Annotated in this window: 8 protein-coding genes, 1 tRNA gene and 1 pseudogene; 4 read left to right on the top strand and 6 right to left on the bottom strand. The window is 69.0% G+C overall.

The window, feature by feature from the left end; translation table 11 throughout:
* Window positions 1–32: 32 nt before the first annotated feature.
* Together ACFV4K_RS17965 and ACFV4K_RS17960 are read right to left on the bottom strand one after the other, a co-directional pair.
* Window positions 33–2,408 carry a beta-glucosidase gene (locus ACFV4K_RS17965; RefSeq protein WP_379276091.1) on the bottom strand — a complete coding sequence of 792 codons (2,376 nt, stop codon included), beginning with the start codon at window positions 2,406–2,408 and terminating at the stop codon, window positions 33–35.
* A complete protein-coding gene (locus tag ACFV4K_RS17960; RefSeq protein WP_379276090.1) occupies window positions 2,405–3,247 on the bottom strand; it encodes an alpha/beta fold hydrolase in 843 nt (280 codons plus the stop codon). The genes ACFV4K_RS17965 and ACFV4K_RS17960 overlap by 4 nt, the downstream gene beginning before the upstream one ends.
* Before the next feature lie 151 nt (window positions 3,248–3,398).
* Here ACFV4K_RS17960 and ACFV4K_RS17955 point away from each other — a divergent pair, with 151 nt between their 5' ends.
* On the top strand, window positions 3,399–3,998 hold the full coding sequence (locus ACFV4K_RS17955; protein WP_379276088.1) for a TetR/AcrR family transcriptional regulator: 600 nt from the start codon (window positions 3,399–3,401) through the stop codon (window positions 3,996–3,998).
* A 45-nt stretch (window positions 3,999–4,043) separates the two neighbouring features.
* Here ACFV4K_RS17955 and ACFV4K_RS17950 read toward each other — a convergent pair whose 3' ends face one another.
* Window positions 4,044–4,541: a hypothetical protein gene (locus tag ACFV4K_RS17950; RefSeq protein WP_379276086.1), complete on the bottom strand. Its 498-nt coding sequence runs from the start codon at window positions 4,539–4,541 to the stop codon at window positions 4,044–4,046.
* Window positions 4,542–4,760: 219 nt separating this feature from the next.
* On the opposite strand from ACFV4K_RS17950, the gene ACFV4K_RS17945 reads away from it, so the two are divergent.
* Complete coding sequence (locus ACFV4K_RS17945; protein WP_379276085.1) at window positions 4,761–6,992, top strand: protein kinase; 2,232 nt, start codon at window positions 4,761–4,763, stop codon at window positions 6,990–6,992.
* Between the two features lie 51 nt (window positions 6,993–7,043).
* Here the strand turns inward: ACFV4K_RS17945 and ACFV4K_RS17940 are convergent, their stop codons facing one another.
* The 3 genes and pseudogenes from ACFV4K_RS17940 to ACFV4K_RS17930 all read right to left on the bottom strand — a co-directional run bounded on the left by ACFV4K_RS17940 (window position 7,044) and on the right by ACFV4K_RS17930 (window position 10,118).
* Window positions 7,044–7,202: a hypothetical protein gene (locus tag ACFV4K_RS17940; protein WP_379276083.1), complete on the bottom strand. Its 159-nt coding sequence runs from the start codon at window positions 7,200–7,202 to the stop codon at window positions 7,044–7,046.
* Window positions 7,203–7,581: 379 nt separating this feature from the next.
* Window positions 7,582–8,744, bottom strand: a pseudogene (locus ACFV4K_RS17935) (GMC oxidoreductase).
* A 45-nt stretch (window positions 8,745–8,789) separates the two neighbouring features.
* A complete protein-coding gene (locus tag ACFV4K_RS17930) occupies window positions 8,790–10,118 on the bottom strand; it encodes a lipase family protein (RefSeq protein ID WP_379276081.1) in 1,329 nt (442 codons plus the stop codon).
* Window positions 10,119–10,189: 71 nt separating this feature from the next.
* Between ACFV4K_RS17930 and ACFV4K_RS17925 the strand changes: the two genes are divergently transcribed.
* The gene (locus ACFV4K_RS17925; protein WP_379276080.1) at window positions 10,190–10,867 is read left to right on the top strand and encodes a TetR family transcriptional regulator; all 678 of its coding nucleotides are present in this window, start codon (window positions 10,190–10,192) and stop codon (window positions 10,865–10,867) included.
* Between the two features lie 123 nt (window positions 10,868–10,990).
* Window positions 10,991–11,064 (top strand) — tRNA-Pro (locus ACFV4K_RS17920).
* Window positions 11,065–11,723: the final 659 nt, after the last annotated feature.

Raw genomic sequence — 11,723 nt, 5'->3', positions numbered from 1 at the left:
ACCGGCCGGACCTCTGGGGTGGATGCGGGCTTTCAGCCGATGTCGGCGGTGAGCGGCAGCGCGGTCACCGAGGTGCCGACGTGCAGGGTGAAGGAACCGGGTTCGACGGCCCAGCCGTCGGCGGTCCAGTGCTCGAACGCGCGCCTCGGCAATTCGATGGTGGCGCTGACGGATTCACCGGCGCCCGCCTCGATCACCGCGAATCCGGCGAGCCAGCGCACCGGGCGATCGACGGCGCTGTCCGCACGCGACAGGTACGCCTGCACGACCTGACGACCGGCGCGCGCCCCGGTATTGCGGGCGGTGACGGTCGCGGTGCGGCCGGACACCGTCAGCTCGTCGAGCTCCCAGGTGGTGTAGCCGAGTCCGTGGCCGAACGGATAGGCCGGGGCCACACCGGATTTCAGCCACGCCCGATACCCGAGGTGAATGCCCTCGGAGTACGGCAGCGCATTGTCGGGTCCGGGCTTGGTGTCCAGCACTGGGACATCGGCCATCGTCACCGGCCACGTGGTCGGCAGACGGCCGCCGGGTTCGGCGGCGCCGGTCAGCACGTCGGCCAGCGCCGCGCCGAACTCCTGTCCGGGGAACCAGGTGAGCAGGACCGCGGCGACATCGTCGCGCCACGGCATCTCCACGGGGGAACCGGAATTCACCACCACGACGGTGCGCGGGTTGGCCGCGGCGACGGCGGCGACCAGTTCGTCCTGGCGGCCGGGCAGCCGCAGCGTGGTGCGGTCGAAGCCCTCGGATTCGATCCGCTCGGTGGTGCCGACCACGACCACGGCCACGTCGCTGGTGCGGGCCAGGTCGATGGCGGCGGCGAATTCGTCGTCGTCGGAGCGGCGCGGGCGGCCGACCGCGCAGGTGATGCCCATGGCGGGGAAGCCGCCGCCGGGCACCATGCGCACCAGGATCTCGATCTCCTGCCCCTCGGCGAGGGTGCGGGTCACGAAGCGCTGCGGCGGATTCAGCAGCATCTCGACCGGGTCGGCGCCGTCGGGCAGCACGGTCTCCTCGAGCACCTGCTCGCCGTCCAGCGCCAGGGTCAGCGCGCCCACGCCCGCGAAGCCGATCCGCCACTCCCCCGCCACGTCGGCGCGCAGCCGTCCGCGCAGTTCGATGGCCCCGGCACGCACCGCGTTCGGGTTGCCGAACAGCATGAGGCTGCCCGCGGTGCGGTGTTCGGTGTCGAGCACGGTGCCCTCGCCGAGATACCGCAGCGACAGCCCGGGCTCGCCGGTCTCGGGATCGGTGACCAGGTCCAACGGGATCGGAATCATGTTCTCGCTCAGGTGGACACCGGGGGTGTACACCACCGGCAGCACCTCGGAGAGCCCCTGCAGCGGGGAGGTGGTGTGCGCCGGGATCACGGTCGCGCTGCCGCCGCCCATGAACCGCGGTTCGGCGGCGGCGGAGCCGAGCAGTGCCACCCGGGCGGGCGCGCGCAGCGGCAGGGTGCCGTCATTGCTCGCCAGCACCATGGCCAGCGCGGCGGCCTCGCGCACCAGCTGCCGGGACTGCTCGTCGGTGAATGCCGGGACGGGCGTGGGGGTTCCGTTCAGCGCGCCGACCCGTTCGGCGAAGCGGAGGATGCGCCGCACCTTCTCGTCGATCGCGGATTCGGGGACCTGACCGTCGCGCACGGCCTGTTCCAGCGGTGCGCCCCACAGCTCCCACGGGCCCGGCATGGCCAGGTCGTTGCCCTTGGCCGCACCCTGGGTCGAGCGGACGGCGGTCCAGTCCGAGACCACCACGCCGTCGAAACCCCACTCGCCCTTCAAGGGTTCGTCGAGCAGGTCGTTCTCGGTCATGGTGGTGCCGTTGACGGAGTTGTAGGCCGCCATCACCATCCACGCGCCCGCCTCCACGGACCGCTCGAACGGGTACAGGTACAGCTCGCGCAGGGTGCGCTCGTCGGCGATGACGTCGGCGGTGAAGCGCTCGGTCTCGGAGTCGTTGGCGACGTAGTGCTTGGGGCACGCGCTCACCCCGTGCGCCTGCACGGCGCGCACATAGGCGTCGGCCATCTCGGCGGTCAGCATCGGATCCTCGGAGAAGCATTCGAAATGCCGTCCGCCGAGCGGGGATCGGTGCAGATTGATGGTCGGGCCCAGGACCGCGTACACATCCTTGCGGCGGGCCTCGGCGGCGATGAGCGCCCCGATATCGGTGAGCAGGTCCCGGTCCCAGGTGGCGGCCAGGGCGGTGCCCGAGGGCAGGCTCACCGACGGGTCGCGTTCGTCCCACTGCTCGCCGCGCACGCCGGACGGGCCATCGGAGACCGGCATATCGGCCAGGCCGATGCTCTCGTCACCGGCGAAGCGGAAGAAGTTGGCTCCCGAGACGAGCCGGACCTTGGCGGGCAGATCCAGTTTCGCGAGCAGGTCGTCGATGGCGTCGGTCATGCTCGTTCCTTCCAGAAGGTCACCAGGTCCGCGCAGACCCGGTCGGGGACGTCCTCGTTGGGCACATGGCCGGAGCCGGGGTAGACGGCGGTCTGCGCGCCCAGCTGGGCGGCGAAGCGCTCGTGCACCTCGGGGGCCCACAGGTCATTGGTGTCGCCGTAGGCCACCAGCAGCGGCACGCCCGAATCCCGCAGCACGGCGGGATCTTTCGCCGGCGGCTCGGCCATGCAGGTGAGGATGCCGACGATATTGGCCTTCTTGGTGCGCAGGATCCGCTCGCGCAGGAACTCCTGGCGCTGCGGCGAGGGCTGCTGGTCGGCCTGCGCCATGACCGCGCTCATCTGCTGCCAGATCACCTCCTGCCCACCGACTTCCACCATCTGCGCGACCAGCAGTGGCGGCGGGAAGTTGATGTCCTCCACCGAGGACGGGCCCGAGGCGAGCAGGGTGAAGGTGCGGAACCGTTCGGGGCGCTCGATCACCGCGACGCGGGAGACGTAGCCGCCGAAGGAGTGCCCGACCAGATGGATGGGCTCGTCGGGTGAGATCTGATCGACCACGCCCTGGAGGTCGCCGACGAAATCGGCCAGGGTGTAGCCCGAGACCTCGTCGGGGCCCTCGGACTCCCACTGCCCGCGCTGGTCGTAGGCGACGGCCCGATAGCCCGCGTCCGCCAGCAGCGGCAGCATGTCCTCGAAGTCCTCCTTCGAGCCGGTGAAGCCCGGCACCAGCAGCGCGGTCCCGCGGCATTCGGTCCCGGCGGGCGGCGCGGCCTCCCAGGCGGCCAGTTTTCCAGCGGCTCCCCGCAGTGTGAACGGCGTGATCAGGGCCTGACTCATCCGGCGATCCTTCCCTCGTACTGCCTTGTACGGCTGGCCCCGAGTGTGCCAGCGGATACCGCGTTTACCGAGCGACCATTAGGTAACGTTATCGTTTCGTTACCGTTGTCGGGTTTTGCCTGCTCAACACGCTTGACTAGTGTCCCACCACATGACGCCCCATCCCCGACGCCGCGGCCGGGGCGACGACCGCCGCGAGCAGATCATCGACGAGGCCCTCGAGGCCTTCGCGGACAACGGCTATCGCAGCACGTCCATCGCCGAGATCGCCGAACGCTGCAGCCTGTCCCAGCCCGGGGTCCTGCACTACTTCCCCAACAAGGCGGCGCTGCTGTCCGCGGTCCTCGACTACCGCGACCGCCTCGACCACGACCGGCTGGGCTTCGATCAGCAGCTGCGCGGCAAGGACGCCCTGGTGCGCCTCGCACAGCTGGTGGATCACAACACGCATGTGCCGGGTCTGGTCCGGCTGTTCACGGTTCTCACCAGCGAGGCCGTCACCGTCGACCATCCCGCACACGGCTGGGCCCAGAACCGGTACCGGCGACTCCAGGACTATCTGGGCGCGGCGCTCGAGGCGGGGCAGGCCGACGGCAGCGTGCGCGCCGACATCGACCCCGCGGCGGTCGCCCGGCAGGTCTTCGCCATGATGGACGGCCTGCAACTGCAGTGGCTGGTCGACCCGGACAGGGTCGACATGGCCACGCTCTTCCGCGCCTACATCGACGAGCTCATCGCCTGGATCTCGTAGGGGCGCAGACAAATCCGGCACAGACGCCGGACGCGGCGAATCGGGCTAGGCCGAGTCCGCCGCGTACTGGTATTTGCCGCGGTCCAGCTTGCGGACATTGCTGTTGTCGCGCTGCGCCATTCGGCCCAGCGCCACCGCGACGTGATGACGGGCGCTGATCGGCAGCTCCACGCCACGACCCTGCAACGCCGCGATCACCTCGGCAGGGGTCCAGGTCTGCTCCGGGTGCTCGGCGAGGAAATCCGCGACCACCCGCGGCAGCGAGCGGTTCTGCTCCGGCGCGGGCGCGCCCGGGTCGGACGACGAGGCGTCCTGGTACTGCTCGTCGCGGGCCGTGTCCAGCCAGTTGGCGACGGTCAGCAGTTTCGAGCAGGCCGCACGCAACTCCGCACCCGGCGAACGAATGTCGCCGAGGTTGTACATCGCCTGGTAGTAGCGCCCGATGTTGGTGAGCATCTCGATGACCTGCTGCTCGGTGTCGGCGACGATGGCTTCGCTGCTGCGACCCGATTGCGCGGCCGCCGCCACTGCTCCCACGTCCACGTCCGGCGTTCCCCTTTGCTGTTGACCGGTTGCTTCCAGTACCCGGTGGATGCAAGACAGCCCAGACAGTAGCCGGGGCCGCCCACCGAATTGTGAAAGACTACAAGGTCATTGCCACGTCCGGCGACCCAACGGCAGGACCATGATCGAAAAGCCCGACTCGCGCGAGCGCGACACGCCGAACGTTTCGGAGCGGGCGTCTATCGCGATATCACCTCCGTGGGAGGCACGCTCGAACCCGGTGAGAACTTCGCCGGCTACCAGATCTTGCGAAAGCTGGGGGCCGGCGGAATGGGCGCGGTCTATCAAGCCCGAGACCGCGACCTGCCACGATTCGTGGCCCTGAAACTGCTGACCCTGCCCGGCGGCGAACGCGAACACCGGGCCCGGTTCCAGCGCGAGGCCGATACGGTTGCGCGCCTGCAGCATCCGAACATCGTCACCGTCTACGCGCGTGGCGAGGAAGACGACCGGCTGTGGATCTCCATGACCTTCGTCGACGGCAGCGACGTGGCGCGGGCACTGCGCGAGGGACCCATGCACCCGGCGCGGGCCGTGCGCATCATCGCCGAGACCGCGGCGGCGCTCGACCACGCCCACGACACCGGCATCCTGCACCGCGACGTGAAACCGGCCAATATCCTGCTCGCGGACGGACGTCCGGAACGCGCCGTGCTCACCGACTTCGGCATCGCCAAATCCCTCGACGAGAGCCGCCAGCTCACCCAGAACGGGGAGATCCTGGCCAGCTTCCAGTACGCGGCCCCGGAACGGCTCACCCGGCCCGAGGAAGCCGATCGGCGTGCCGACGTGTACTCGCTGGGGTGCACGCTGTTCCACATGCTGACCGGGGAGGCGCCCTACCCCGGGCAGAACGTCGGGCAGATCATCTACGGGCACGCCTACGAGCCGGTGCCGATGCCCTCGGACCGGAACCCCACGCTGCCACGGGGATTCGACGAGCTCATCGCCCGGGCCATGGCCAAGGACCCGGAACGGCGGTTCGACACCTGCGCGCATCTCGCCTGGGCGGCCTCGCGAATCCTGCGTCAGCCGGGGACGCATCGGACCGCGCCGGCGGGGACGGTGCACTTCAGCGGGCCCAGATCCGGTGCGGGACAACCCGAGCGCAATGCCACCACCATGCCTCCGGCGCCGCTGCCGATTCCGATCCGGCCTGGTAACGGTCCCGCCACCACGTGTCCGGGGCCGGAGCCCACGCGGCTGAACAGCGGACCGGGGCCGACTCGCGGGAACACCGGACCCGCTCCGGCTCGCCTCAACAGCGTGCCCGCGCCCACTCGGCTGAACACCGGGCCCGCGCCCGGTCGGGCGAATGCCGGGACCGACCAGGCTCGTTCGAATACAGGACCCGCACCCACCCGTCTCAATACCGGTCCCGCGCCGGTCAATCCGATGACAGGACCGGCACCGGCCCGCGCGAATTCCCGTCCCGGTCCGGTCCCTTCCGGTGCCGCGGCGACGCGTCCCACGACGGGTCCCGCGCCGACTCGGCTGGTGACCGTGCCCGCACCCATGCGCGAGACCACCGGGCTCGCACCCGGTTCGAGCAGCACCGGGCCCGCGCCGACCCGCTTCGTGACCGGACCCCTGCCGTCCGATGTGAGCGGGCCTCGTGAGGTTCCGGGCATCAGCACCCGCACCGGGTTCGATCCGGGCACCGGGACAGGCACAGGCACAAGCGTTCCCGGCAAGCGCCGCGGGCCCGGCCGGATTCTGCTGGCCGTGGCGCTCGTAGTCACTGTGGCGGTCGTCGGGTACCTGCTGGTGCGCGCGGGCGACGGTCATTCCGGACCGAGCAATGCGGCGGCCTCGAACACGCCCACCATCACAGCCACGACCACCGGGGCGGTCACGACCGAACCGACCACCACCACCGAGGCTCCGCAGGTCACGACCGCGCCGTACACGCAGCCGACCACGGCGGCCCCGTACACGCCGCCGCCGGTCACATCCCAGCAGCCGAAAACCGTTCCGGTGCCGGATGTCGTCGGGTCCGCGATCTCGCAGGCGAAGGCGCGCCTGGAGAAGGACGGGTTCGTCGTCGAACAGACTCAGCGCGAGGACAAGAGCGCGAAAGGCACTGTCCTGGAGACCTCCCCGGCCGCGGGGACCGCGAAGCCGGTCGGCTCGACGGTCAAGGTGACCGTGTCCTCCGGTCCCCCGACCATCACGACCATCACCGTGCCCACCCTGATCGGCCTCTCCCCCGCCGCCGTCACGTCTGCCCTGCAGGCTCTCGGCTGGCACGGCAGCGTCGCGAAATCCACCGGGCCGACCAATGATTCCGCCAAGGACGGCAAGGTGATCGCGCAGAACCCGGCAGCCGGAGCCTCGGTGACCCCGGACCAGGCGATCACCATCACCGTCGGCGCCTACACCATCACCTCCACCAGCCCCGTCATCTCGACGACCCCGGCGGCCGGCTGAATCTCGGGTCAGCCATCCGCATCCCGCGTGGCTTCGGGCGGATACGGGCGGCTACCAGATGTTCCAACTGGACCGCCCGCGCATCGACTCGATCTCCTTGGCGATCGTTTCGAGCCGGGGCACCAGTCCCTGGAAATACCGCCGCGCATCACAACTCTCACCGCACCCCTGATGCAGGGTCAAACCCCGCTGCGCCGCTTGCAAATTCATGACCGGATAGTCGGGCGCGTCGTGCGAAACCACCCTCACGACCGCACCCCCGTCACCCGTGCCGCATTCATGACGGCGATTGCCTGACGTTTTGTGGCGCACAAGGCCATCGGGCACCCCTCGTGTACCCGCAACACGTCCCGCGCGTACGCGGTAGTCATCATGGTCACCGCTTCATGGCTCTCGATCGGTATGCGGAACATGCTCGACTCCGATTGTCGGCGTGGATGTTTGAGTTCCCCTTCGGCGGGGTGCGTCAAGTAGACCACTTATCGAATCGCGGGTGGAAAGTTTCCGACGCGACGGCAGTCCGCAATTCTCTCCATTCCGAAACAGCGCACCATCGATAGCGAGGCTGAGGGAATGACCGTCTCGGCTGTCAGATCAAGTGCCCCACATCGCTTTTCACCAATCGATCCAAGGCTCGCTCGGTGAGGGCGGCGATCGTCATCGACGGATTACAGGCCGCGGTATTGCCGGGCATGAGGGCGCCGTCGAGGACATAGAGGCCGGATTGGCCGAGAACCCGGCCGTCCAGGTCGCAGACCGCGCCCATACTGGCGCCGCCGAGCGGGTGCCAGGTGGAGGGGAACGCGAGGTTGGTGTCGAGCAGGGTGCTCGACGGGCCGGCGATGCGCTGGACGGCGGGGCCGATGTGGTTGTTCTGGATGGCGGCGTCGCCGTCGGCGGGCCAGTGCAGGGTCGCGGCGTCGGCGGCAGAGTCGTAGCGGAATTCGCCGCGGCCGGTGCTGACGCCGTAGCCGACCATCATGGTGCTGTGCGCGTCGACCGACAGCGGCGGGATGGAGGCCTGGATGACGGTGTGCGCGCCGTGCGGGTCGTCCCAGTTCAGGCTGCCGTAGACGACGGGTCCGCCCTGGGCGAGGCCGAATTCCTCGGTGGGCGCGGTCCAGACGTAGATGCGGTCGGCATTGGTGCCCCAGCCGCGGCCGAGCTGGTCGGGCAGATCGGGGATCTGGCCCTTGGCGGCCGCGCGCACCAGCAGGCGGGTCGTATTGAGGCTGCCCGCCGACAGCACCAGGGCATTGGTGGTGAGGATCTTGTTCTCCAGTACCGTGCCCGCGGTGTCGGTGCGGTCCACGTGCACGGCCCAGCGGCCGTCGGGGACGCGCTCGATATCGGTGACCTCGTGCAGGGTTCGCACGGTGACCCGGCCGGTGTAATTGTCGAAAGCGACCGGCCTGCCGAACAATTCGGGACTCGACCGATGCCACAGCATCCGCTTGTCCGGCGCGGTGGCGTTGGGGAAGGTGGTGGCGTTCGGACCGGTCGGCCACCGCATACCGCGTTCGAGCAGCAGCACGGGCACCCCGGCCTCGGCCAGGCGCAGCGCGGTCACCCCGCCGCCGAACCCCGAGCCGATGACGATGAGCCGATGACGATGAGCCGATGTCCCTCCCGGGTGAGCTCGACCCGGTTGATCCGGGCGGCGATGCCCGCGCGGGCGGCGGGCGTGGTCGCGAGCAGGGCGGCGCTGGCGGCGACTCCGGACAGCAGGGAGCGACGGGAGATTTCAGACATGGGACACCCAGGTGATCGGCGAGAAGGGAACGGCGGCGGGAATTCTCAGGCGAAGGCGCAACCCGAGAGCGGTGTGCCGTTGAGCCGGTCCATCAGATAACCGATCGCATTGTTGGTGCCGAAACCGTCGATCAATTCCGGTCCGAAGTGATTGGGAATCGTCGCGCCCGACAGGATGGGCGGCAATTCGTTGGTGCGGAAGCTGACCGTCGCACCCGCGGCGCACCAATCGGTCGCCAACTGTTCGGCCTGACCGTAGGGAACGGTGTCGTCATTGACACCGCTGGTGATCAGCACCGGGCTGGCCGGGGTCAGCGATCCGATCCGCTGCTGCCGCAGAATGTCCTGGATCGAAGGGATTTCGCGCATGTGATCGACGAGCGGGCGCTGATCGACGGTGAAGGCGTTGGTGCGCAGGAACGGATGCAGCGCGATCACATCGCCGATGCACGCGTTCGACAGTTCGTTGAGCAGACCCTGCCCGGCGGGCGTCACCCGAGAATTGAATTCGGGGCGTAGGTCCGGGTACCGGTCCAGGAAGCCGTTGAGCGCGAACCCGACCGCGCCGCCGATCAGACTGCCCTCGATCCGGTCCAGGATCGCCGACAGATCCGCGGTCGGCGCGCCCGCCCAGGTGCCCTTCAGGTTCAGTTCCGGCGCGTAGCTCGGCTGCATCTCCGCGGCGGCCGCGCTCGCTCCGCCGCCCTGCGAGTACCCCCAGAACGCGAGCGGCGTGTCCGCCCCGGTGCCCGCGAGCCGGTTCGCGGCGCGGGCGGCGTCGAGCACGGCGTGCGCCTCCTCGATCCGGTTCGCGTAGGTGTGGATGCCGGGCGTGCCCATTCCGATGTAGTCGGTGACGAAGACCCGCGCGCCGAGCGCGTTCCAGGCGAAAGCGGCCAGGACCTCCTGGTTCGCCGAGAAGGTCGGCGGGGTCAGGCTCGCGTACATGCCGGTCGGGAAGGCCAGCGACAGCGCGCACTGGTCACCCTGTCCGACCGTGCCCGGCGCGATCAGCACCGTCGGGCGCGGGCCTTGCCCCCGCCACGGGCGGCTGGAATCGATGAACGTGCCGGTCACGGCGACGGGCGTGTCGTCCTGGGTGCGGGAGGTGTACATGACCCGCTGCGCCGCCAGCGGCCAGGTCCCGTCGGCGGCGGGCAGCGCGGGGAGCACCGACATGGTCTCGGTCTTGATCACCGCGCCGGGGGCGGAATCGAATTGCTGTGGCGGGTAATAGAAGTCGCTCACCGGGTCGGCCGCGGCGGGCGGCGCCGCGGCGCAACCGGCCATGACCGCGAGCGCCGCGACGGCGACTTTGACGAGGCTGATCGGCCGCCGGGCAGCCGGGGCGGGCGAGTACTGCTGACGAGGCATCGTGCTCTTTCTCCACGGAAGTCACACCTCGAGTAACAGGGTTACTCGAGTAACGGCGTTACTGTAGCGACATGGCGAAGGAGACGGAAGAGGCAGTACGGGCACGAATCCTGCTCGAGGTACGCGCCCTCCTGGAGTCCGAAGGTCCTGACGCCGTCCAGCTTCGCGAGGTGGCCCGCCGCGCCCGCGTCTCCCTCACCACCATCTACAAGTTCTTCCCCACCCGCGATGACCTGCTGGTTTCCGCCATCGAAGCCTGGATGGAAGACAACACCTACCTCCCGATGGAACCCCCACCGCCCGGCGAACCCCTGCGTGACGGCCTGCTCCGGGTCATGCGCCACGTCTTCGACCCGTGGGAACGCCACCCCACCATGCTCACCGCCTACCACCGCGCCCGCACCGGTCCCGCCCGCCACCGCCTCGACAATCACGGCCTCGACGCCGTCTTCCCCATCGCCGCCGCCGTCCTCGCCGGCGCCACCCCCCGCTACCTCGAAGACATCGCCGTCATCCTCGCCAACCTCACCTCCTCCCTCCTCGCCCAATGCGCCGACGGCACCCTCGAAGTCCCCGAAGTCCTCCCCATCCTCGAACGAGCCATCCACCGCCTCACCACCAACAACGAACCCGAAGCCGCCGAAGCCCTCACCCGCCGCGAAGCCACCACCCCCTACCCCCTCTCCCCCCACGTAGCCGCCCCCTTCGTCCGCACCCCCACGGATTCCCCTGCGCCAGAACAACCCTGACCCCACCCCACCCCTCCCCCCGCAACCCCCAGCAACCCCATCCACACGCCGATAACCAGCCGATTTGGATGTTCAGGGGGGTAGTGGGGTAATCTCGTCGAGCACAAGCGAGAGTGAATGCAACGGGCTGTGGCGCAGCTTGGTAGCGCACCTGACTGGGGGTCAGGTGGTCGCAGGTTCAAATCCTGTCAGCCCGACAGAGTGCAGGTCAGAGCCGGTTTTCGAACCGGCTCTGACCTGTTTCAGAGGCCCGGATCAGCAGTTATAGCCCCGTTCTCCGGCCCTCTCACATCGCCCTGACCTGGCATTGTTCGTTTCGTCGACCACCTGACCGATAGTCAGGTGGCTGATCGAACCAAACAACCTGTGCCACTGCACCTTTGATCGGGCAATGGGATGTTGCCACCCATGCCCTGCCGCATCGGCAACACCGTCGATCCCGACATTCCGACACGTCATCAGCTCACCACGCCGCACCCACACTTCGGATTCGTGGACCAATTGTGGACCAAACGTGGTCCAGGATTGGTCCAGACGCCGCCAGCCGCGCCAACGGTTCCGGGAGCAGTGGCGCATTTTGCCGACAACGGTCTGCGGGGTGTTGATGCTCGTCATGGCTGGGGCACATCGATTCGCCCACTCTGGGAAAAGCCGTCCGAACCCGGACATCACCACCGGCTACAACCCTCACGGGAGGCGATCATGGTCGACGGACCCTTGCGAGACCCAACGAACCCCATCGTCTGAGGTGGGCCGCCGCGGACCCTCGACGAGATCGCGGCCTCGACGCAAGTCGGAGCCGAGAACCACGAACCGATGCGCAGCGACTCACCCGCAGTCACCGTCGATGGAGTCG

This window comes from Nocardia sp. NPDC059764, assembly GCF_042732555.1.
GTDB lineage: Bacteria > Actinomycetota > Actinomycetes > Mycobacteriales > Mycobacteriaceae > Nocardia.
This window is presented reverse-complemented; position numbering and strand designations above follow the sequence as displayed.

Coding starts and splice junctions, on each gene's coding strand:
- ACFV4K_RS17965 (WP_379276091.1), bottom strand. CDS start 2,408: ATGACCGACGCCATCGACGACCTGCTCGCGAAACTGGATCTGCCCGCC.
- ACFV4K_RS17960 (WP_379276090.1), bottom strand. CDS start 3,247: ATGAGTCAGGCCCTGATCACGCCGTTCACACTGCGGGGAGCCGCTGGA.
- ACFV4K_RS17955 (WP_379276088.1), top strand. CDS start 3,399: ATGACGCCCCATCCCCGACGCCGCGGCCGGGGCGACGACCGCCGCGAG.
- ACFV4K_RS17940 (WP_379276083.1), bottom strand. CDS start 7,202: ATGAATTTGCAAGCGGCGCAGCGGGGTTTGACCCTGCATCAGGGGTGC.
- ACFV4K_RS17930 (WP_379276081.1), bottom strand. CDS start 10,118: ATGCCTCGTCAGCAGTACTCGCCCGCCCCGGCTGCCCGGCGGCCGATC.
- ACFV4K_RS17925 (WP_379276080.1), top strand. CDS start 10,190: ATGGCGAAGGAGACGGAAGAGGCAGTACGGGCACGAATCCTGCTCGAG.